This window comes from Pseudoclavibacter sp. RFBB5, assembly GCF_002931555.1.
In the GTDB taxonomy this organism is placed as follows: domain Bacteria; phylum Actinomycetota; class Actinomycetes; order Actinomycetales; family Microbacteriaceae; genus Pseudoclavibacter.
This window is the reverse complement of the sequence record NZ_PSTZ01000011.1, coordinates 24,476-44,182: the sequence shown is the minus strand read 5'-3', so window position 1 is coordinate 44,182 and position 19,707 is coordinate 24,476. Positions and strand designations below refer to the sequence as shown.

Annotated in this window: 20 protein-coding genes; 11 read left to right on the top strand and 9 right to left on the bottom strand. The window is 68.6% G+C overall.

Annotated features, from left to right (window positions below; translation table 11 throughout):
• Positions 1–50 precede the first annotated feature (50 nt).
• Genes C5B97_RS16515 through C5B97_RS16505 form a run of 3 tightly spaced genes read left to right on the top strand, consistent with a single transcriptional unit; the run spans position 51 to position 3,171 of the window.
• The gene (locus C5B97_RS16515) at positions 51–1,451 is read left to right on the top strand and encodes an MFS transporter (protein ID WP_104313099.1); all 1,401 of its coding nucleotides are present in this window, start codon (positions 51–53) and stop codon (positions 1,449–1,451) included.
• Complete coding sequence (locus C5B97_RS16510; protein ID WP_104313097.1) at positions 1,448–1,966, top strand: hypothetical protein; 519 nt, start codon at positions 1,448–1,450, stop codon at positions 1,964–1,966. The genes C5B97_RS16515 and C5B97_RS16510 overlap by 4 nt, the downstream gene beginning before the upstream one ends.
• Complete coding sequence (locus C5B97_RS16505) at positions 1,963–3,171, top strand: amidohydrolase family protein (RefSeq protein WP_104313095.1); 1,209 nt, start codon at positions 1,963–1,965, stop codon at positions 3,169–3,171. Before C5B97_RS16510 ends, C5B97_RS16505 begins: the two co-directional genes overlap by 4 nt.
• Positions 3,172–3,330: 159 nt before the next feature.
• On the opposite strand, the gene pdxY is transcribed toward C5B97_RS16505, so the two are convergent.
• Positions 3,331–4,182 (bottom strand): pyridoxal kinase PdxY, encoded by an 852-nt coding sequence (pdxY, locus tag C5B97_RS16500; protein ID WP_104313092.1) that lies wholly within the window; start codon positions 4,180–4,182, stop codon positions 3,331–3,333.
• Between the two features lie 198 nt (positions 4,183–4,380).
• Between pdxY and C5B97_RS16495 the strand changes: the two genes are divergently transcribed.
• Complete coding sequence (locus C5B97_RS16495; protein WP_104313090.1) at positions 4,381–5,985, top strand: serine hydrolase; 1,605 nt, start codon at positions 4,381–4,383, stop codon at positions 5,983–5,985.
• An 83-nt stretch (positions 5,986–6,068) separates the two neighbouring features.
• Here the strand turns inward: C5B97_RS16495 and C5B97_RS16490 are convergent, their stop codons facing one another.
• Entirely contained in the window at positions 6,069–6,854 is a 786-nt protein-coding gene (locus C5B97_RS16490; protein WP_181027055.1) for an HNH endonuclease family protein, read from the bottom strand.
• Between the two features lie 180 nt (positions 6,855–7,034).
• On the opposite strand from C5B97_RS16490, the gene C5B97_RS16485 reads away from it, so the two are divergent.
• From C5B97_RS16485 to C5B97_RS16475, 3 genes are all read left to right on the top strand, one after another.
• Complete coding sequence (locus C5B97_RS16485) at positions 7,035–7,679, top strand: hypothetical protein (RefSeq protein ID WP_104313086.1); 645 nt, start codon at positions 7,035–7,037, stop codon at positions 7,677–7,679.
• 93 nt (positions 7,680–7,772) lie between these two features.
• Positions 7,773–8,513: an SDR family oxidoreductase gene (locus tag C5B97_RS16480; RefSeq protein ID WP_104313084.1), complete on the top strand. Its 741-nt coding sequence runs from the start codon at positions 7,773–7,775 to the stop codon at positions 8,511–8,513.
• 12 nt (positions 8,514–8,525) lie between these two features.
• The gene (locus C5B97_RS16475) at positions 8,526–9,089 is read left to right on the top strand and encodes a hypothetical protein (RefSeq protein WP_104313082.1); all 564 of its coding nucleotides are present in this window, start codon (positions 8,526–8,528) and stop codon (positions 9,087–9,089) included.
• A gap of 162 nt (positions 9,090–9,251) precedes the next feature.
• On the opposite strand, the gene ectB is transcribed toward C5B97_RS16475, so the two are convergent.
• Positions 9,252–10,577 (bottom strand): diaminobutyrate--2-oxoglutarate transaminase, encoded by a 1,326-nt coding sequence (ectB, locus tag C5B97_RS16470; protein ID WP_104313080.1) that lies wholly within the window; start codon positions 10,575–10,577, stop codon positions 9,252–9,254.
• A 203-nt stretch (positions 10,578–10,780) separates the two neighbouring features.
• Here ectB and C5B97_RS16465 point away from each other — a divergent pair, with 203 nt between their 5' ends.
• Positions 10,781–11,113 carry a nuclear transport factor 2 family protein gene (locus C5B97_RS16465; protein WP_104313078.1) on the top strand — a complete coding sequence of 111 codons (333 nt, stop codon included), beginning with the start codon at positions 10,781–10,783 and terminating at the stop codon, positions 11,111–11,113.
• A 78-nt stretch (positions 11,114–11,191) separates the two neighbouring features.
• On the opposite strand, the gene C5B97_RS16460 is transcribed toward C5B97_RS16465, so the two are convergent.
• Together C5B97_RS16460 and C5B97_RS16455 are read right to left on the bottom strand one after the other, a co-directional pair.
• The gene (locus C5B97_RS16460) at positions 11,192–12,181 is read right to left on the bottom strand and encodes a hypothetical protein (RefSeq protein WP_104313077.1); all 990 of its coding nucleotides are present in this window, start codon (positions 12,179–12,181) and stop codon (positions 11,192–11,194) included.
• Positions 12,182–12,350: 169 nt separating this feature from the next.
• Positions 12,351–13,007 carry a DUF937 domain-containing protein gene (locus tag C5B97_RS16455; RefSeq protein WP_104313076.1) on the bottom strand — a complete coding sequence of 219 codons (657 nt, stop codon included), beginning with the start codon at positions 13,005–13,007 and terminating at the stop codon, positions 12,351–12,353.
• Between the two features lie 217 nt (positions 13,008–13,224).
• On the opposite strand from C5B97_RS16455, the gene C5B97_RS16450 reads away from it, so the two are divergent.
• The 3 genes from C5B97_RS16450 to C5B97_RS16440 all read left to right on the top strand — a co-directional run bounded on the left by C5B97_RS16450 (position 13,225) and on the right by C5B97_RS16440 (position 16,342).
• A complete protein-coding gene (locus C5B97_RS16450; protein ID WP_104313075.1) occupies positions 13,225–14,658 on the top strand; it encodes an FAD-binding oxidoreductase in 1,434 nt (477 codons plus the stop codon).
• Positions 14,655–15,077 carry a cupin domain-containing protein gene (locus tag C5B97_RS16445; RefSeq protein ID WP_258068327.1) on the top strand — a complete coding sequence of 141 codons (423 nt, stop codon included), beginning with the start codon at positions 14,655–14,657 and terminating at the stop codon, positions 15,075–15,077. The genes C5B97_RS16450 and C5B97_RS16445 overlap by 4 nt, the downstream gene beginning before the upstream one ends.
• A 293-nt stretch (positions 15,078–15,370) precedes the next feature.
• A complete protein-coding gene (locus tag C5B97_RS16440; protein ID WP_104313074.1) occupies positions 15,371–16,342 on the top strand; it encodes a hypothetical protein in 972 nt (323 codons plus the stop codon).
• A gap of 182 nt (positions 16,343–16,524) precedes the next feature.
• On the opposite strand, the gene C5B97_RS16435 is transcribed toward C5B97_RS16440, so the two are convergent.
• The 4 genes from C5B97_RS16435 to C5B97_RS16420 all read right to left on the bottom strand — a co-directional run bounded on the left by C5B97_RS16435 (position 16,525) and on the right by C5B97_RS16420 (position 19,693).
• The gene (locus C5B97_RS16435) at positions 16,525–16,908 is read right to left on the bottom strand and encodes a hypothetical protein (RefSeq protein WP_146080850.1); all 384 of its coding nucleotides are present in this window, start codon (positions 16,906–16,908) and stop codon (positions 16,525–16,527) included.
• Positions 16,909–17,045: 137 nt separating this feature from the next.
• Positions 17,046–18,110, bottom strand: coding sequence for a hypothetical protein (locus C5B97_RS16430; RefSeq protein ID WP_104313072.1), 1,065 nt, complete (start codon positions 18,108–18,110; stop codon positions 17,046–17,048).
• A gap of 51 nt (positions 18,111–18,161) precedes the next feature.
• Positions 18,162–18,509, bottom strand: coding sequence for a hypothetical protein (locus C5B97_RS16425; protein ID WP_104313071.1), 348 nt, complete (start codon positions 18,507–18,509; stop codon positions 18,162–18,164).
• The gene (locus C5B97_RS16420; RefSeq protein ID WP_104313070.1) at positions 18,506–19,693 is read right to left on the bottom strand and encodes an ATP/GTP-binding protein; all 1,188 of its coding nucleotides are present in this window, start codon (positions 19,691–19,693) and stop codon (positions 18,506–18,508) included. Before C5B97_RS16420 ends, C5B97_RS16425 begins: the two co-directional genes overlap by 4 nt.
• Positions 19,694–19,707: the final 14 nt, after the last annotated feature.

The following is a 19,707-nucleotide window of genomic DNA, read 5'->3' as shown; positions in this document are numbered from 1 at the left end:
TGGATCAAGCTTTCTCGAACACCGACGTTCCCGATCCCCAGGAGACTCCGTTGTCACTCACCGCACGGCTCGATCGCCTGCCGATCAGCAGACCCCACTACGCGCTCCTGCTCATCGGCGGGCTCGGCTACACCTTCGACGGCATGGACGGCGCGATCGTCGCCTTCCTCATGCCGAGCGTCCGCGACGTGTTCGGCTTGGAGGCCGCACAGCTTGGCCTCGTCGGCTCGGCCGCACCGTTCGGATTCCTCTTCGGCGCGCTCCTCGCGGGCTACCTCGGCGACAAGATCGGCCGCAAGAAGGTGATGATGTGGTCGCTGGTGCTCTACGCGGTCGCCTCCCTCGTCGCGGCACTCTCGTGGAACTTCGAGGTCTTCCTCTTCATGCGCATCCTCGCCGGCATGGGCGCCGGTGCCGAGAGCGCCATCATCGCGCCCTTCCTGTCGGAGTTCGTGCCCAAGCATCGCCGCGGCTGGTTTGTCGGCACCCTCGCCGGGTTCTTCTCGTTCGGGTTCGTCGCCGCAGCCCTCATCGGCCGCTTCGTCGTCCCTGCGTCCGACGACGGCTGGCGCTGGGCGCAGGTGCTCACCTTCCTCCCCATCGTCATGCTGCTGTGGTGGCGGCGCTCGCTCCCCGAGTCGCCGCGCTACCTCGCGAGCGTCGGCAGGCACGCGGAAGCCGAGGCCGTCGTGGCGAGCTTCGAGGACCGGGTGCGAGCATCCACCGGCAACGACCTCCCGGCCGTCGACCCGAACGCGCCCGAAGAGGAAGCGCCCGTCAAGTTCGGCTTCATCAAGGCCGTGAAGTTCCTCTGGGGCCGCACGATGTGGCGCATCACGGCGACCACCTGGCTCATCTGGTTCGTCATCACGTTCTCGTACTACGGCTTCTTCACCTGGATCCCGACGCTGCTCGTCGACCGCGGCATCGACGTCACCACGAGCTTCACGTACTCGCTCTACATCTACCTCGCGCAGATCCCCGGCTACTTCAGCGCCGCCTACCTCAACGAGAAGCTCGACCGGAAGTTCACGATCGCGCTCTACCTGATCGGCTCCGCCGGGGCCGCGCTGTGGATGAGCCAGGCCAACGACCCGATCATGGTCACCGTCGCCGGCATCGTGCTCTCGTTCTTCCTCAACGGCACCTACGCCGGCGTCTACGCCTACACACCCGAGGTCTTCCCGACCTGGCTGCGCGCCACGGGCGTCGGCATGAGCTCCTCGTTCGGCCGCATCGGCTCGATCACCGCGCCGATCATCATCGGCACCTTCGCCGCCCAGTGGGGCTTCGTGGGCGTCTTCGGCATGACGACGACCGTGCTGGTCATCGGCGTCGCGTGCACGCTGCTCTTCGCGGTGCGCACGGCCGGGCGCTCGCTCGAGGACATCACCAACAGCGGCAAGGGTGCCATCACCAAGACCGACGACAAGGAAGGCACCAACGCATGACCCCCAACGGCGCACGAGTGCGAAGCGGACAGCAGGGCCAGAGCGGGCAGGGCGGTGAGACGGCACTGGATGCGGTCGACTGGGCGAGCATCCACCACACCATCGAAGAGGAGGTCGGGGTCGTGCTCTTCACGGTGCTGCGCTTCACCCAGGGCGGTGAGGTGATGGAGCGCATCTACAGCTCGCACGCCGACGAGTACCCGGTGGGCGGCACGAAGCAGGTCGCGACGCAGGTCTCGCCCGACTGGGTGGCCGCCTGCCGCGACTCCGGTGAGCCGTTCCTCGGCGCAACCCCGGCAGACCTCGACCGCATCTTCGACGACGCCAGCACCATCAAGGCGCTCGGCTGCGGGTCGATCCTCAACGTGCCCATCCCCGGGCCCGACGGGGCGCCGCTCGCGACCGTCAACATGTGCGCACCAGAAGGCACATACACCCCGACGGCGCAGGAGCGCGCCGTTCAGATCATCGACACCGGCGTGGAGAGCGCCAAGCAGCAGGGAGCATCCGCATGACCGCAGACCTCAACATCCGCAACGCCACCTGGCTCGACGTCGACGCGGGGGAGTACCGCACTGGCGATCTCTCGATCCGTGGCGGGCGCTTCGAGCAGATCGGCGGCGAGGTCGCCGCGGCCGACGGGGTCGAGGAACTGGATGCATCCGGTCGCTACCTCCTGCCCGGCCTCATCGACTGCCACGTGCACGTCACGGCGCACACGGCCGACCTGGCCTCCATCGGCGAGGAGTCGCCGAACTACGTGGCGCTGCAGGCCGCGAAGCTCATGGGCGACATGCTCAGCCGGGGCTTCACGACCGTGCGCGACGTCGCCGGCGCCGACTTCGGCCTGCACGACGCGCAGGTCGACGGACTCGTGCGCGGTCCGCGCCTCTTCTTCGGCGGCAAGGCGCTCTCCCAGACCGGCGGGCACGGCGACCCCCGCTCGCGTGGCCGCGACAGCCACGACGGCGAGTACACCTGCTCGCACATCGGCCGGGTCGTCGACGGCATCTCCGCCGTCCGCCACGCGGCCCGCGACGAGATCCGCCGAGGCGCCCACCACATCAAGATCATGGCGGGAGGCGGGGTCGCCTCGCCCACCGACCGCGTCGACTCCACGCAGTTCTCCGTCGAAGAGATCGAGGCCGTCGTCGAGGAGGCGACCGCCGCGAACCGCTACGTCACGGCGCACGCGTACACGGCCCGGGCCATCAATCGCGCCCTGCGGGCGGGCGTGCGCGGCATCGAGCACGGCAACCTCCTCGACGACGAGTCGATCGAGCTGTTCCTCGAGCACGACGCGTTCCTCACCATGAACCTCGTCACCTACTGGGCGCTCATGGAAGAGGGACGCGAGCACGGGCTGCCGCAGGACAACTGGGAGAAGGTCTCCGACGTGCTCGAGGGCGGCAAGGTCGCACTCGAGAAAGCCCACAAGGGCGGCGTGAACCTCTGCTACGGCAGCGACCTGCTCGGCGGCATGCAGCGCCACCAGGCCCGCGAGTTCGAGGTGCGCGCCGAGTTCATGCCGGTGCTCGACATCGTCCGCAGCGCCACGACGACCGCGGCTCGCCTGCTGCAGCGCGAAGGGGAACTCGGCGTGGTCGCACCCGGCGCGCACGCCGACCTGATCGCCGCATCCGCCGACCCGCTCGACGACGTGAGCGTGCTCGCCGAGTCGCGCCTCGACTGGGTCATGCAGGGCGGCGTCCTGGTGTAGCGGCACGGTCGCGAGCTGGCGCTCAACGCCCCTGCTCCGGCCAGCCCTCGACTGGGTTGTGGCGAAGTGCCGTCTGGGCGTGATCGGACAGCATTTCGCCACAACCTTTGCCACGGCGGCGCAATGGCTACGCGGCGCAGCGGCTACGAAGTGCAGCCGCTAGCGGATCTGGCGTACCTGGAACTGCATGCGCGGGTTCGCGAACGCATCCTGAGCCGCGACGATCTGCAGCTCGCGCTCACCCGAGTCGAGCGTGATCTGCAGCAGGTCGAAGACGCTCGAGACCGTCGCGGCGAGCGCCTCGGACGCCGAGCCGGACGTGCGGTAGTGCGCCGTGAAGAGCGCCGAGGTGACGTCGCCCGATCCGTTCGCCTTGAACGGGAGGTACGGGGTCTGCACGATCCAGGCGCCCGTGTCGTCGACCGCCATCATCTCGATGGTGCCTTCCGGGCGGTCTGGGCGCTCGACGCTCGTGACGAGCACCGTGCGCGGGCCGAGCTCGCGTGCCAGGTCGACCGATTCGAGGGTCTCGTCGATCGTCGAGGGTGTCGTGCGCGTGAGGAAGCCGAGCTCAAACTGGTTCGGCGTGAGGATGTCGGCGACCGGCACGACCCGCTCGCGGATGAGCTCGGGGATGGCGGGGGCGACGAAGCAGCCAGACTTGGCGTTGCCCATGACGGGGTCGCACGTGTACGTCGCAGCGGGGTTGAGCTCCTTGGTGCGCTTCACCGCGTCGACGACGACGTCGACGATCTCCTCGCCGCCCAGGTAGCCGGAGAGCACCGCATCCACCTGCGCGAGCGCGCCGCGCTCCTCGACCCCGAGGATCACGTCGCGCACGTCCGACGCGGGGAGGAGCGGGCCGCGCCAAGCGCCATAGCCCGTGTGGTTCGAGAACACGACGGTCGAGACCGGCCACACCTCGTGTCCGAGACGCTGCAGCGGGAACACCGCAGCCGAATTGCCCACGTGCCCGTAGGCGACCGATGACTGGATCGACAGGATCTTCATCCTTCGATCTTCCCACGCCGAACCCCGGCTTGCCGCCGGACGACGCCGTGCGACGGATGCGCGCTCCGTGCGCCATCTCCGGCGGGCGGCGGAGGCATCTCCGGCCCACGGTGGAGGCCGGTGTCGGTGGTCGCTCGTAGCGTTGGAGGGAACAGCGAAAGACCGTAGCGAGCGCAGATCGAGAGCAAGGGGAAGCGCATGACACACGAACGCCAGCAGCAGAACCCGGCGGGGGCGCAGTATCCGCAGTTGCCGCCTCCGCCTCCTCCCGCGACGGGCGCGGCGACCGGCGCACCCGCTCCGGGCGGTGACGAGACTCCCCGGGGCCCGGCCAAGCGCATCCTTCTCATCGCCGCCCTTGTCGCGGGGGTCGTCGCGGTTGTGCTCGGAATGCTCGTGGGGCCGCAGCGCCAGGTGCTCGGCACGCAGACCTCGGGTGATGAGGCCCTCGCGGCGCGGGTCGTGGATGCGGTGGGCGGCCATGGCGGCTTCCGGTCGGTGGTCGTCGCCGAGGTCACGCCGGAGGGCACCACGTGGGCGGGTGTCGGCAAGACAGGCGAGGGTCGCGACGGCCCGGCTCCCACGGACGAGACGCTGTACGAGCTCGGCTCGGTCACGAAGACCTTCACGGCGTCGCTGTTCGCTGACGCCATCGACCGCGGCGAAGTGACCGCGGAGGACCCGCTCTCGGCGCACATCCCGGAGCTCGAGGGGACCCCGGCCGGCGAGGTGACGCTCGCGAGCCTCGCGCAGCACCGCTCGGGTCTCCCGCGCCTGGGGCCGACCTTCGCCGTCGAGTCGCTCGCGGCGTCGCTCTCCGGCGGCAACCCGTACGGGCCGCAGACCACCGAGGTCATGATCCAGGATGCGGCGGCCGCGCCTGTCGACCCAGCGCAGGGTCCCGTCTACTCGAACCTCGGCGTCGCGCTGCTCGGCACGGCGCTCACGAACGCGGCGGGCGCCGACAGCTACCCGGCGCTCCTCGAGCAGCGGGTGCTCGGGCCCGTCGGCATGGAGTCGACGAGCATCGCGACGACCGAGGCCGAAGTTCCTGCGGACACGACGCCCGGATTCCTGACGAACGGCATCCCGACCGACGACTGGTGGGGCGAGGGGTACGCGCCCACCGGCAGCTCGACGACCACCACCGTCGCCGACCTCGCCGCGTGGGCGTCCGCGAACCTCGACGGCACGGCACCCGGCGTCGCATCACTCGAACCGACGGCGCAGTTCGCCGAAGGCAGCGAGATCGGCTGGATCTGGCAGACGACGCAGGTCACCAACCCGAGGGCGACGTCGAACCCGAGTCTCACCTGGCACAGCGGTGGAACCGGTGGATTCGCGTCCGTCGTCATGCTCGACCGCGAGGCCGACAGGGCGGTCGTGGTGCTCGGCAACACGCAGCAGATCGTCGACCCCATCGCTGTCTCGCTCCTGACCGAGGCGGAGGTGCCCGACCTCGGCGCCCAGGGGTCGCTGCTCCTGTGGATGACGTTTGGGTTCGCGCTCATTGCGTCCGGTCTCGCGCTGCTCTTCGCGTTCCGCTCGAAGGCCGCCCTGCCCATTGTGAACTGGCTGCTGCTCGCGGCATCCGGCCTCGTGAGCCTCTGGTTCGCCGGACCCTGGGCAGCCGTCGGCGGCTGGGCTTTCGGGCTGGCCCTCGCTCCCGCGCTCGCGGCGGTTGCGGTCGGGGTGCTGCGCTCCCCGGCGCTCCGGTTCCAGCCCAAGAGGTGGGCGTGGCTCAGCTGGGTCGGCCTCGCCATCGTGCTCGTGATCCTCGTGGCCACCCTGCTGGTCGTGTGACGTCGGGCCGGGCGGTCGCCATCCGTTGGGACGGTGACCGTCTGGCGCCGCGACGGCTACCGCCCGCGCCCCGAAAGGCCCGGTTACGCGCAGCCCTCGAGCACGTCGCGCATCGCGTCGTGCTCGGCCTGCGTGACCCAGAGGTTGTAGGTGGCCTTCACCACGATCTGACGGGCCACGTAGGTGCAGTGGTACGACTCCTGCGGGGGCAGCCAGTTCGCCGCATCCTGGCTCTTCTTGTCGTCATTCACCCAGCCGGCCGTCGCCTGCAGGTTCATGGGGTCGTTCGACAGCTCGACCCGCTCCACGAACGACAGCTCCTTCGCGCCCGTCCGCCACGCGTTCGCGAGCGCCACCACATGGTCGATCTGCACGAGCGGACTCGTGTCGGGGCCGCGCTCGAAGTCGATCTCGTCACCCGAGTACGGGTCGACGAAGACGCCCGTGTCGACGCGGCAGCCGTCGCGGTTCAGGTCGACGTCGGTCATGGATGCGGCCAGGGCGTCGTTGCGTGCATCGCACCCGTTGCCGTCCGGGTCCTGCCAGCCCTCGCCGAACGATCCCTCGCGGTCGAACTCCTCCCACTCATCGCGCGGTGCGACGTCGAGCTTGCCGAGCACGTCGAGCGCATCGGCGGCGAACGACGTCGACCCGTCGCCGTCAGCGGAAGCCGCCTCCACCTCGTCGGTCAGCGCCACCAGCTGGCTGGCCTCGGGCGACGAGGCGCCGTCGGGTGTCGTGGACTGCGTGCCCACGGGCGTGCATCCGACCAGCAGGGTCGCGGCACCGGCGAGGGCGAGCGCTGCGAGCGTGCGGCGTCTTGATCGTCTGGTGGCGGCGGCGTGAGCGGATGCAGGAAAGGGAAGCACTGGGAACTTTCTCGAGCGGGGTGGCCGCACCAGACTGCCACAGAGAATGCCCGGCGAGGCGAGCAGGCAGCGGAGACGGTCGGCCGACGCATGACACATGTCACGGGTTCTCGTGACGCCGGGTCACTGGCGTCACCTCGCGAGGTCCGGTGAGCTTGGAGTATGTCCTCAGCACCAGCAATGAAGGGTCCCGATACTCCCGTACCTCTCTGGCGGCGACCATTTCACCTCATCCGCACGAACCTGCGGGCCTACCTGCTCGTGAACGTCTTCGCCTACGGGCTCTTCACCGTCGGGTTCATCGTCGGTCTGATGTTCCCGGCGCTCAACGCGGCGCGATCCGTCGCGCTCGAAGACGACGGCACTGCGGGACTCGTGCAGGGGTTGGTCGCAACGCCACCGCTGTTTGCGCTCGTGATCCTGGCGGTGAACGTCGGCAAGCTCAGCTTGGCGACGATCGTGCTGCCGTCGCTGGTCGTGCCCTTCGCCGGGTTCGCCTTCTTCGGGTACTGGGCGGTCGAAACCGGCATCACGCTGGCGCCCACGACGCCGACCGCCTGGGTGCAGTTCATCCCTCACTCGCTCACCGTCGTCATCGAACTGCAGGCGTATGTTCTGCTCCTGCTCGGCACATGGCTCCTCGGCCGACATTGGGTGTCGCCGACAACGGTCGGCGCCACGACCCGAGGTCGCGCCTACCTCCGCGGCCTCGGACGCGTCGGCATCCTGGCACTGGCCGCATTCGTTCTTCTCGTCGTGGGAGCGCTCTGGGAGGCCTACTCCCTGCGGTACTTCCTGTACCCACTCACCGAGTGGCTCCTCTGACCCGCTTCGGAGGGGCTCGTCGGATGCGCGGTGGCAGAATGTGGGTGCCGCCGCGTTCCGCGGTCGCAGAGTGCAGAACCCGGGGGACCATCCATGACTCAAGCAGGCCACGTCGCGTCACCTATCGACGGTGAGCGCGACGGCGAACGCCGACGGCCGGTCGCGCTCGTCACGGGAGCGACTCGCGGCATCGGCGAAGCCATCGCCCACGAGCTGAGCCGCACCCACCACGTCCTGGTCGGCGGGCGCGAGCCACGCGCCGTCGCCGAAGCCGCCGCCCGCATCCCGGGCGCGACGCCGTTCGTCGCAGACCTCACCGACGAGCGCCAGCTCGCCGAGGCGGCCCGCAGCATCCGCCGCCTCGACGTGCTCGTGCACTCGGCGGCCGTGCTCGGCGGGCACGACGCCATCGCTGAGAGCTCGCGCGAGCGATTCCGCCGCGCCTTCGAGCTCAACGTGTTCGCCGTCGCCGACCTCACCCGCCTCCTGCTGCCGCTGCTTCGAACGAGCGAGGGCACGATCGTCATGATCAACTCGGGTTCCGGCTACGCGAGCGGCGCGGGCACCAGCGTGTACAGCGGCACGAAGTTCGCCCTGCGCGCGCTGACCGACGCGCTCCGCGAGGAAGAACGCCAGCACGGCGTGCGCGTGTCCAGCATCCACCCGGGCCGCGTCGACACCGACATGCAGCGTGAGCTGCGGCAGCTCGAGCAGGGCAGCTACGAGCGCGAGCGCTACCTGACGCCGCAGGCGGTCGCGCAGGCGGTGCGTCTCGCCGTCGACACCCCGGCTGGTGGGGCGGTCGACGAGCTCAAGATCCGGCCGATGCGCTGAGCTGACGCAGTCATGGCCGGCACCAATCAGATCTTCACCATCGTCGCGTTCGCGCTGATCGTCGTGCTCGTGCTCGGCCTCGGTCTGCTCGTGGCGATCCTCGTGCAGCGTCGCCGAACGAAGAAGGCCAAGGCCGCGTCGGAGCTCCGCAAGGCCGAACGGCGCAAGGCGGTAGAGGCGGGAGTCGCGGGCCTGCACGAAGACACCGACACGAGCGGCGGAATCTCGCTCCTCGGGCTATCTGTGCAGCAGCCGATCCCGGATGCGGCTCCCAGCTCGCCCAGCGCTCCCTCGCCCTGGGCCGCCGCGCCTCGACGGACCGAGCGGCCAGCGTCGTGGCTTCCCGCGTCGGTGCAGCAAGCCTCGGGATCGCAGGGTTCAGCGCCCCATGCCCCTGCGCCGCACGCGCCTGCTTGGCCAGCGCCTGCCTCGCCTGCGCCTGTCTCGCACGCGCCTGGCTCGGAAACATCGCCCAGCGGACCCGAACCGACGCCGCGACCCCGTGATCTCGGACCCGCGCCGACGCCGCACTCCTACGGCTCGACGTTCTCCGGAGGCGGCACCCGCAAGCACTGACCCGCCCGTGGTCGCGCCTGCACCAGCTCGCTTCCGCTTCCGCATCCGCATCCACACGAGAAATGCCTGTTCCCTTGCTCAGGAACAGGCATTTCTCGTGTGAATGTCCCCCACCGGGGTGGGGCGGATGCGTCTGGCAGTCGAGCTGCGCGGCCGGGAGGACTAGGCGTGCGAGGCGACGTGGTCTTCGACGGCGTGCTCCGCCTCGGAGTCGTCGCCCGCGATGACGGCGTCGAGGCTTTCGCGCACGATGCGGAGGCCCGTCTGCAGCTCCTCGCTCGTGAGCGTGAGCGCGGGGAGGAATTTCAGGACTTCCTCGAAGGCGCCAGCGGTCTCGATGACGAGCCCGCGCTGGAACGCCTCAGCGGAGACGCGCGACGGCAGGTCGCGGTCACGGAGGCTGACGATGCCGTACATGAGGCCGCGGCCGCGGACTGTGAAGTCGAGCTGCGGGTAGTCGGCGGCGATCGACTCGAGGCCCGCGCGGAGCTCGGCGGAGCGCTCGGCGACCGTCGTCATGAAGGCGTCGTCGGCCCAGTACTCCTCGAGGGCGACACGCGCCGTGACGAACGCGAGGTTGTTGCCGCGGAAGGTGCCCGTGTGGGCGCCCGGCTTCCACACATCCACCGCCGGGCGGAGCAGCACCAGCGACATGGGCAGTCCGGATGCGGAGATCGACTTCGACACGGTGACGAGGTCGGGCACGATGCCGGACTCCTCGAACGCGAAGAAGGAGCCGCTGCGCCCGATGCCAGCCTGGATCTCGTCGAGGATGAGGAGGATGCCGCGCTCTTCGGTGATCTTGCGGAGGCGTCGCAGCCACTCCGGGCTCGCGACGTTGATGCCGCCCTCGCCCTGGATGGCTTCGACGATGACAGCGGCGGGCAGGTCGAGGCCGCTGCCGGTGTCGTCGAGCATCTTCTCGAACAGGTCGAGCGTGTCGAGCTTGTCGCCCAGGTAGCCCTCGAAGGGGAGGCGGGTGACATCGCCGAGGGTCGTGCCCGCGGCGTCGCGGTACTTCTTGTTGCCGGTGACGGCGACGGCGCCGAGGCTGAGGCCGTGGAAGCCGTTCGTGAACGCGACCACGTTGGTGCGGCCGGTGGCCTGGCGGGCGACCTTCAGGGCGGCTTCGACGGCATTCGCGCCGGTCGGGCCCGTGAACTGGATCTTGTAGTCGTAGCCGCGGGGCTCGAGCACGTACTGCTCGAACGCTTCGATGAAGGCCCGCTTCGCAGATGTCGCCATGTCGAGCCCGTGCAGGATGCCACCGTGTTCGATGTACTCGACGAGGGCCTTCGTGAAGAGCGGGTTGTTGTGCCCGTAGTTGAGCACGCCGGCGCCGGCGAAGAAGTCCAGGTACTCGTCGCCGTCCGCGGTCACCAGGGTGGAGCCGGACGCGCGGTCGAAGACCACGGGGAACGAGCGGATGTATCCGCGGACTTCTGACTCGCGACGGTCGAATACTTCAAGGGGCGAGAAGTCGCTCATGCTCAATTCACCTTCTGCTTGTTGACGTGGCCTGTTTTTGACGAGCCGGGCTTGCCTTGGAAAGAGGCGGAGGGCGGAAGCGCAGGGCGGGTTGCCGCGCATCCTGAGATTCCGAGCTTACGGCCATGCCCGGGAATCCGGAGGCTGGCTTGCTACATTGTGGCCGTTCGGGCGGCCTTCGCCCGCGGAGAGATGGGGGTTCCATGACTGATTTCACAGTGCCTGCACCGGTGCAGGCTCTTGTCGACGCGATCAACAGCGGAGACGAGCAGGCGTTTGTCGAAGCGTTCGCCGAGGATGGCTCGGTCGACGACTGGGGTCGCGTGCTCGAGGGGCGTGAAGGTGTCAGCAGCTGGTCGCAGAGCGACGCCATCGGGCAGAGCGCCCAGATGGTGATCAAGGACGCCAGCACCGAGGACGACACGACCGAGCTGTTCTTCGACTGGCGCAGCAACCGCTTCAATGGCACGTCGCGTGCGTTCGTCACGGTCGAGGGCGACAAGGTGAAGACGTTCCGTATCCCGTCACACCGCTAGGGGTGTGGATGCGCGGGCCCGCCCCGACGGCGCGGGCCGGAGGGTCCGCGCACGCCGAGCATCCGGCCACCGGCGGCGTCAGCGCACAGTGAAGAGGAACCCGTCGATGAGGTCGGTGAGCTGCTTCTCGGTCAGCCGTTCGCGGGCTGTCGACAGCCACTCGGGGCGGATGTCGTCGAGCAATCCCTCGCGCACCATCGCGTCGGCCTGCTGCGCGTAGCCGCGCGCCATGTCCTCTGACGACCCGTATCCGACGATGTCTGCGAAGCCGAGGTTCTCGGCGAACGCGTCGAGGTAGACGATTCGAGTGGCCCCGGTGCCGCGCTCGTCGAGGGGGAGCTCGTGCAGGTGCTGGCTCTCGGTCCGGTACCGCTCCCAGAGCTTCGTCCAGCGTCGCTGCAACGGTGGGCGGATGAACGTGAGCACGATGACCGTGGCAAGTGCGACGAGGAAGATCGGAACCGCCCATGCGGGGAGCCACGGGGTGAGCAGGAGCAGCCCGATCGGCACGATGATCAGTCCGGCGAACGCCCGACTGTACGGGCTGGCGAGCAGCCGTGAGACCCAGCCGTCGCGGTCAGTGCGGTCGACCCCGGCGCGGTCGAGCTCGGCGACGACCGCGGACTTCATGGCGGCGCGGCGGGTGGAGTCGTCTCCACCAGTGCGGTCCACTCGCGCGCGGTTGCCGCGGGCGCGCCTGCCGCCAGGGAAGTAGGCGTCGATGACGGCGCCGGACCATCCAGGGAGAAGCGGGTCCGCGCCGAGCCACTCGATCTCCCATCCGGTCGATCGTGGGGCGCGGTAGCCGGCGTCTCCGATCCGCTGCGCGGCCCCCGCATCCGCTACCTCGTGGATGCGAAGCGCGCCGCGGTGGGCGAGCCACACGAGTTCGCCCGCGAACGCCGTCTCCCAGCCACGACTGTCGTCGTCGAGGCGGGTCAGGCGGTGCTGCGCTGCGAGCGGCGTGAGCAGCAGTCGCGAGCTGGGCCGGATCGGCAATCTTGTGAACAGGAGCGCGATCGCGCCGGTGGTGACGAGCGCGAACACCACGAGAGCGAGGGCGCGCACGAAGGTCTCGGAGGCGGGGTCGAAGATGCTGGGCTCATTTCACGAGGCGGTAGGGGCGGTCAGATCCGCTGGGTGCTCGGCCGTCTGGTGCGCTTCGGGATGCGGGGGAGGGGCAGGCCGGTGCTGCTCGACCCGCGCTCCCTCCCGCGCGCATCCGCTGCCCGACGAGTCAGCGCTTGCCGCCGCCGAGCAGCCCGCCGAGAATGTCTCCCAGGCCTCCGCCGAGTCCTCCACCTGCTGGCTTGCCGGAACCGCTCGCGCCGCCGAGCACCTGCCCGAGGATGTCACCGAGTCCGCCGCCCGCCCCGCCGCCCGCGTTCGCGGAACCTGCGGAGGAACCGGACCCACCGCCCAGGATCCCGCCGAGAAGATCCTCGAGCCCGCCGCCCGAACCCGAGCCCGCGGTCGTGGATGCGCCCTGCTGGCCGCCGAGGAACTTCTTCGCGAGCCACGCGAGCACGATCGGCGCGAGGATCGGGAGCAGCTTCTGCACGAGCCCCGAAGTCTGGCCGCCCGGTGCTGAGCCGAGGGCTGCCGCGACCTGGTCGGTGTTGCTGCCGAAGACGTTCTTGACGATCTTCTCGCCGTCGTTGGTGTCGATGTCGGCGAGCGAGACGCGGCCCTCGACGAGGGATGTGTCCTTCTTCTCGAGCGCGTGCTCGAGCGACTTGGCACCTGCGGGATCGGCCGCGTTCGCCTGGAGACCGCCGATGAGGGTCGGCAACGCTGCCTGGATCCCCTGCTGGGCGGTCTGCTTGTCGACACCGAGCTGGTTGGCGATGTCGTCGACTGGAATGAGCTTGAGCAGTTCGTTGATGTCGGTCATGGGTTCCCCTTGTTCGATGACGCGACACCGATCATGGGGTCGCGTGACCACGAGGGTAGCGCTGGGGGTGGTGCATTCGCCGCAGATCGTGCTGAGCTTGTCGGACAGATCGTCGACGCGTCGTGCGTCGAACCGACACGGCGTCCACCCAAACGGTAGGTAAGCAGGGTAGACACGAAGCAGCAGATGGCCGTCAACCCCCACCCGGAGGACATCAATGACCACGTTCGATCGAGCGGAAGCCGAGATCAGCGAGGAGCGCATTGCCGCGTCTCTCGCCGGAGCGAAGGCGACGACCTACTGGCTCGACGACCCGGCTCGTCCCGCCGCGTCGCCGCCGCTTCGAAGCAACCACACTGCCGACCTCGTGATCGTCGGTGGCGGATACACGGGGCTGTGGACAGCGCTGCTCGCGAAGGAACGCGACCCAAAGCGGAAGATCATGCTGCTGGAGGGAAAGCGACTCGGATGGGCCGCATCCGGCCGCAACGGCGGGTTCTGCGAGGCGAGCCTCACCCACGGGGAGTCGAACGGCAAGGACCGGCTGCCGCACGAGTACTCGAAGCTCGAAGCGCTCGGCCTCGAGAACCTGCGCGAGATCGGGGAGACCGTCAAGCGCTACTCGATGGACTGCGACTACGAGGAGACGGGCGTGCTCAACGTCGCGACCGAGCCCCACCAGGTCGCCGAGCTCGAGCAGGCGGCGGTCGGCGACTCCGGCCTCGAGTTCCTCGACAGGAAAACGCTCCAGCAGGAAGTCGCCTCCCCGCTGTTCCTCGCCGCGAACTACGAACGCGAGGGCACCGCCCTCGTGAACCCCGCGAAGCTCGTGTGGGAGCTGCGCCGCGTGGTGCTCGGCATGGGCGTCGCGATCTTCGAGAACACTCCCGTCAGGTCGCTCGAGGCAGACGGCGGCGGCATCACGGTGACCACCGACGAGGGGAGCATCTACGCGCAGCGGGTGGCACTCGGCACGAACGCCTTCCCGGCGCTCATCAAACGCGACCGCTTCTACACGGTGCCCGTCTACGACTACGTGCTCATGACGAACCCGTTGAGCGACGAGCATCTCGAATCGATCGGCTGGAAGCGGAGGCAGGGCATCACGGACCTCAACAATCGCTTCCACTACTCGCGGCTCGTCACGGACGCCGACGGCCGCATTCGCATCCTCTACGGCGGGTACGACGCCGTCTACAACTACGGCGGCCGCATCAAGCAGGAGTACGACCAGCGCCCCGAGACGTTCGAGAAGCTCGCGGCGCACTTCATCGCCACCTACCCGCAGCTCGAGGGTCTCGGCTTCTCGCACAAGTGGGGCGGCGTCATCGACACGTGCACGCGGTTCTTCTCCTTCTTCGACACGGAGTTCGACGGCAGGGTCGCGCACGCGGCGGGCTTCACGGGGCTCGGCGTCGGCGCGACGAGGTACGCGGCGAACGTGCTGCTCGACCTGCTCAGCGGCGAGGAGACGGAGCGCACGCGCATGGACTTCGTGAAGAAGAAGCCGCTGCCGTTCCCGCCGGAGCCGTTCGCGTCGATCGGTGCGAAGGTGTCGCTCGCCGAGATGGCGCGCGCCGACCGCAACGAGGGCAAGCGCGGACTGTGGCTGAAGACGATGGACGCGGTCGGCCTGGGGTTCGACTCGTGAGCGCGGGCGGTGAGAGCGCAGCCGATGAGGCCGCTGCCGTGACCGGTGCCGGTGGTGTGACCGGGATGCAGCCCGGATCCGTCGTGCACGCGCGGGGCGCATCCCTATCACACGAACCCGTCGAGGGATGGCAGAAGGTGAGCGGCGAGCCGACGACCGCGGCGCACGAGCTCGGCGCCTTCGCGGGCACGGAGTTCGGGCTGTGGGAGATGTCGGCCGGGTCGATGCTCGACGTCGAGGCCGACGAGGTGTTCCTCGTGATCGGCGGCACGGCGACCGTCGAGTTCCTCGAGCCCGAGCTGCCGTCGATCGACCTCGAACCGGGTTCCATCGTGCGTCTCGGCGAAGGGATGCGCACCCGGTGGACCGTCACCGGAGCACCCCTGCGCAAGCTGTACGTCGTGGAGGGCGGGGAGTAGGTCGGCTGCGGTTCCTGAAGCTGCGCCCACTTTGATGGGTTCCTCTGACTCGTGATGGGGCGTTACCCACCACCGGTCGGCAAAACCCATCGAAGTCTGGCGCAGGGCTCGTCGGCCCTTCACATTGATGGGTTTATCTGACTCGCGATGGGGGGATTCCCATCACGACTCGGCGAAACCCATCAGGATGATCCGCCGGGACGGGCTGCCGCGACCTTCGGTATCGCTTTCAACGCACCTTCGGGCTGTGGATATCTCGGAAGACAAGCTCTGCATCCCCCTACCCTTGGCCCATGTCTGAGCCTGAGGAGATGCTCTCCGGAGTGGGGAACGAACCCTTCGCGTTCAGGGATGGGCTGCGCGCGGGCCTGACACGGCAGGAACTGAACGGCCCCGAATTCTCCAAACCTCACCGCGGCGTGCGGGTGCGAGGGGCAGTGCGGTCTCCTCTTGAGATCGCACGCGCCTTCGTGCCGAGGATCAAGGACCGCTGTGTGCTCGGCGGGCTGACAGCGGCGAGAATCTGGGGTCTGCCCGTGCCCCGCCGACTTGACCGCGACTCGACCGTGTACCTCCTCGTGCCGGCTGGGAGGAACCGGCCCGCCGGTCTGGGGGTCAAGTCGCGAAGCATCAGGGCGTCGCTGTGGGATGCTCGCGAGCTGCGCGGCGCACCTGTCGCGTCGCCCGCGCTGACCTGGGCAACCTGCGCCCGCCACCTCGACGTCAACGAGTTGGTCGTGCTGGGGGATGCCCTCGTCGCCACATCCACGAACTATGAGGGCATCGTGCGGCCCGAGGAGCCACCGGAGGGAGCGCGGACGGCGCCGCCCCTCGCGACGCTGGAGGACCTCGAGGAGATCGCGCGAACCTGGGGCAACGGTGTGGGTGGGGCCTCCTTGCGGGCGGCCGTTGCACGGGTTCGTGCAGGCGTCGAATCACCGATGGAGACCTGGACGCGGCTGGTGATCGTCGCTGGCGGGCTTCCGGAACCGGAGGTCGGCGTCGAGGTCTGGAACGGGTCGGAGTTCGTGGGGCGTGTCGACCTCGCGTATCGGGCTCAGAAGATCGCCATCGAGTACGAGGGGGACCATCACCGCACCGACAAGCGCCAATGGCGCAAGGACATCGGGCGCGTGAACCGTCTGCAGGAGATCGACTGGTTCGCGATCCGGGCGACCACATCGCAACTCTGGCCCACGCCAACGCGTTTTGTCGAGCAGGTGCGCGCGGCGTTGAGCAGGGCCACGGACGGCGGAGGACCATAGTTCTCGCAACTCGGCTATGTCAGATACCAGGCTCCGTCTGATCGGACGCGGAGCTGGCTCTTCGATTGCTCTCGTCCGGACGGGGTGATTGTTCGTCTTGAGGAGGAGGCCGAAGGCCGCGACCGGCACGTCCGGTTCTTTGCACGTCCGCGATGTGCGGAGTCCCGCGCAGCGGACGGTGCTCAGCGAGAGTCTGTGCTTCGGAGCAGTTCCTCCACGCGATCGCGGTCGATCTCGAGAAGCAACGCGATATCGCGGTTCGCGTACCGTTCGCGGTGCATCGCGGCGACAGCAGTCCTGAGGCGCGTATCAGCGACGAGATGCGCATGTTGCGCTTTCTCGATCGCTTTCTTCGCCGTGTCGACCGCTTCTGTGAGCGTGCCGAGGTCGAAGGTGATGCCGAGGCTGGTCGCACTGTGGTCAAGCCCGGGCTCGCGCGTCTCGAGGTAGTCGAAGACCTGCCGTGCAACGTCACCGAGCGTCGCTCCTTGCGTCACGTCCTCAGGCCCGAGGTGGAACTCCCATCCGCCGCGCCACCTCTTGGCAACTACGTGCACCACTGACATGTCGATCTCCCCGTGCTCTCCGCGCGGCATCCCCGGCCGGCGACTCATGTGAGACCCCCAGTCTGTCCCTCCGTGCGGCGGGAAAACGGACCGCCTGTCTGCCTGGGGATAAGTCGCGCGGACGCAGGGGGAGGCCCTCAGCCCTTGCGCCCGACCATCAGCGTCCGCGGCGAGTAGTCCTGCCCTCTCCAGTACAGCATCACGCGCTGTCGTCCGATGCGATACTCGTCGCGGCTCCGCTCCTCGTCGTCCGGAGGCAGGAACTCCTTGGGCTCCCCGAGATGCTCCAAAACTCCTTCGCGAGTGAACGTCGCAAGCCCCTCGATGAGGTGCGCCGTGCGCGGGTAGTTGGCTTCCGGGGCGTTGCGGTGCGGGTGGAAGGTAAATTCGACGCATTTCACGGCGCCTCCCTTCATCCCCACGATCAGGGAGCGGTCGGCGCTCCGGTAGGCGCACTGGTAAGCGCCAGAGCGGTTGATCTCGATGGGGCCGTCGATGAGTCCGAGGAGAGCGAGGGCCGCCGGATCCTCGATCTTCTTGCCGAGCGCGGCCGCGGCCAGGGTGAGGTCTCCCGCCACCGTGCGCTTCGCGTCGCCGTTGACGCGCATTTTCGGCGGTGTGGATGCGGTTGCGTCGAGCGCGTCGACGAGTGCGGTGAGACGAGCGACTTCCAGGGCATCCTTGTCAGCCTCGGCCTCCTGGCCGGCGCGCTCGCGAAGCCGGGCGGCGGCTCGTGCCGCGTCGCGGTGATGCGCGAACCGCGATGCCTCGGGGGTCTCTTCGGCGGGCACGAGCTGCGCTTCGACGATGCGGTGTTCGTTGAGGAGCGCGAGGGCGCGTTCGCTGACCAGCAGCGTCCCGTCCCGCTGGGCGAAGTCGTCGTTCCCATCTGCGCGGCCGGTCGGCTCGAGCCGCTCCCAACGCTCCGGGAGACCGCCGGCGTAGGAGACGAACTCCGGCGACGTCGTGACGGTCGCCTCGCGCAACTCGAACCCCGAGAGGTCGGAAGCGCGCAGTGCATCGGCGAGTGAACCGGCCACGATGAAGTCCGGATGGACGCCGACGAGCTCGTCGCCGAGCCAGCCCGCGAACTCGCACCGGAGCGGATCCGTCTGGGTCCTCGATCCGGATGCGTCCTGCGTCCATACGGCGCCGTCGCCGACGGTTCCCGTGGCTTCTGGCTCCAGAGTGTGGTGGTTCATCGGGATCCTCGCGTCTCTTCGGAGTTCGGGGTCGGGCGGTCTGCTCGCGGCTCAGGAACGCGCCGGAGGTTTCGGCAGATCCCAGACGTCGGCGAATCGGGCCGAGACGATCGGCTGGGCCCAGATCAGGGAGAGTCCGGTGGCAACGGACGAGATCTCGTGCAGCTCGGGCGTGAACACCACGAACTCGTGAGTGATGGGCCTGCCGGCGCGGTCTGTGCGCCCTTCCGGGTCAGGGAAGCGCAGCGCCGCCCTGTCATCGCCGAGGTGCCAGAGCTCCGAGTCATCGCCGAGCTGCGCGAAGGCTCTGTCGTATTCGGGGAGCGGGTCCGCGAAGCCGCCGTCGAGGAGAAATCGGTGCCCCCACGTGCGCCCACGGGTCGCCCAGATGAGCTTCACTTCTTGCTCCTGACGAGGATCCCCTTGCGTTCTGCCTCTTCGAGGTCGAGTTTGAAGCGGGTGAGCATCGCGGTCAGGTAGTCGTGCTTGGCGAGCGCTTCCGCGTTGACAGTCTTGAGCTTCTCGCCGGCGAGTGCCGCTCCCCGCTCGATGGAGTCCTTCGAGACGAGTGACGCCGCGAACCCCGCAATGAGTCCGAGGGGGCCAGGCAGCTTGATCTTCTTGACGACGAACAGGGCCCCCATCGCGGCGAGGCCGGCCATCCCGCCCGCCTTGCTGAAGATCTTCTCCGCGACCTTCCCGCCATCGTGGAGCTTCTTCGCCCAGCTGACGTGGCGTTCGAAGGGCAGGATCGCGGCGAGTGGGAGGACGGCGTCGACGCCGACGCGCTCCGTCACCTCGATCTTGCCCGGCTCGAACTTCGCGGAGGACAGCAGGATGAAGTCCTCGGCGAACGACATCGCCTCCGGCACCTGAACGAAACCGCGAAGCTCCTGACGCAGCTGATCGAGCTCGTCGCTGACCTTCTCGACGAGCAGCGCTTTGAAAGCGTGCGCATCCATCTGGGGAAGAAGGTCGGACTTCGAAACAGCGAGCACCCAGATGCGAGGGAACTGCGCGAGGGGCTTGCCGTTCTTCAGGAGCTCGGGCTTCAGGCGGAGCAGTTCGGAGCGGATGTTCGTCAGCAGCGACTTCAGGTACAGCTCCTCTGAGCCCTCATTGTCGCGGAGCAGCTGACCGTCGACGAGCAGGAGCGCGACATCAGAGCTCAGGAGCGCCGTGAACGTCTCGACACGCCTGCGGCTCTCCTCCTCGCCCTCCGCGGACTCCTCGAACCATTCGCCGGGGTAGTCGTGCCACACGAGGCGGAGTGCGTCGAACGGCTTCGAGTTCTTCGCGCGTTCCTCCGACCAGGCCTTTGGCCTCACCAGGAACGAGTACGCGGTGTGGGTGAAGCGGGTGGATGCGGGCACCTTCGCGGCGTTCTTCATGCCGAGGTAGCTCTGGTACAGCTTGTCGCTCTGCCCGGTGTCGTCGGCGACGACCTCGTAGAGGTTCTCCTTCGCGAACTGCGGCTCCTGCGTGGGGCCGTAGAAAGACGAGACGAGCACGGTCTTGCCGCTGCCGCTGCCGCCGAACACTGCGATGTGCTGCTCACGGGTTCTGCTCTTCGCCGTTGCCATGGGCACGTCTCCTG

What these genes read in the sequence shown, in the direction of transcription:
- C5B97_RS16450 (WP_104313075.1), top strand. Translation starts at nt 13,225, where the DNA reads ATGACCACGTTCGATCGAGCGGAAGCCGAGATCAGCGAGGAGCGCATT.
- pdxY (WP_104313092.1), bottom strand. Translation starts at nt 4,182, where the DNA reads ATGAAGATCCTGTCGATCCAGTCATCGGTCGCCTACGGGCACGTGGGC.
- C5B97_RS16475 (WP_104313082.1), top strand. Translation starts at nt 8,526, where the DNA reads ATGGCCGGCACCAATCAGATCTTCACCATCGTCGCGTTCGCGCTGATC.
- ectB (WP_104313080.1), bottom strand. Translation starts at nt 10,577, where the DNA reads ATGAGCGACTTCTCGCCCCTTGAAGTATTCGACCGTCGCGAGTCAGAA.
- C5B97_RS16495 (WP_104313090.1), top strand. Translation starts at nt 4,381, where the DNA reads ATGACACACGAACGCCAGCAGCAGAACCCGGCGGGGGCGCAGTATCCG.
- C5B97_RS16465 (WP_104313078.1), top strand. Translation starts at nt 10,781, where the DNA reads ATGACTGATTTCACAGTGCCTGCACCGGTGCAGGCTCTTGTCGACGCG.
- C5B97_RS16485 (WP_104313086.1), top strand. Translation starts at nt 7,035, where the DNA reads ATGAAGGGTCCCGATACTCCCGTACCTCTCTGGCGGCGACCATTTCAC.
- C5B97_RS16455 (WP_104313076.1), bottom strand. Translation starts at nt 13,007, where the DNA reads ATGACCGACATCAACGAACTGCTCAAGCTCATTCCAGTCGACGACATC.
- C5B97_RS16435 (WP_146080850.1), bottom strand. Translation starts at nt 16,908, where the DNA reads ATGTCAGTGGTGCACGTAGTTGCCAAGAGGTGGCGCGGCGGATGGGAG.
- C5B97_RS16505 (WP_104313095.1), top strand. Translation starts at nt 1,963, where the DNA reads ATGACCGCAGACCTCAACATCCGCAACGCCACCTGGCTCGACGTCGAC.
- C5B97_RS16420 (WP_104313070.1), bottom strand. Translation starts at nt 19,693, where the DNA reads ATGGCAACGGCGAAGAGCAGAACCCGTGAGCAGCACATCGCAGTGTTC.
- C5B97_RS16510 (WP_104313097.1), top strand. Translation starts at nt 1,448, where the DNA reads ATGACCCCCAACGGCGCACGAGTGCGAAGCGGACAGCAGGGCCAGAGC.
- C5B97_RS16480 (WP_104313084.1), top strand. Translation starts at nt 7,773, where the DNA reads ATGACTCAAGCAGGCCACGTCGCGTCACCTATCGACGGTGAGCGCGAC.
- C5B97_RS16430 (WP_104313072.1), bottom strand. Translation starts at nt 18,110, where the DNA reads ATGAACCACCACACTCTGGAGCCAGAAGCCACGGGAACCGTCGGCGAC.
- C5B97_RS16440 (WP_104313074.1), top strand. Translation starts at nt 15,371, where the DNA reads ATGTCTGAGCCTGAGGAGATGCTCTCCGGAGTGGGGAACGAACCCTTC.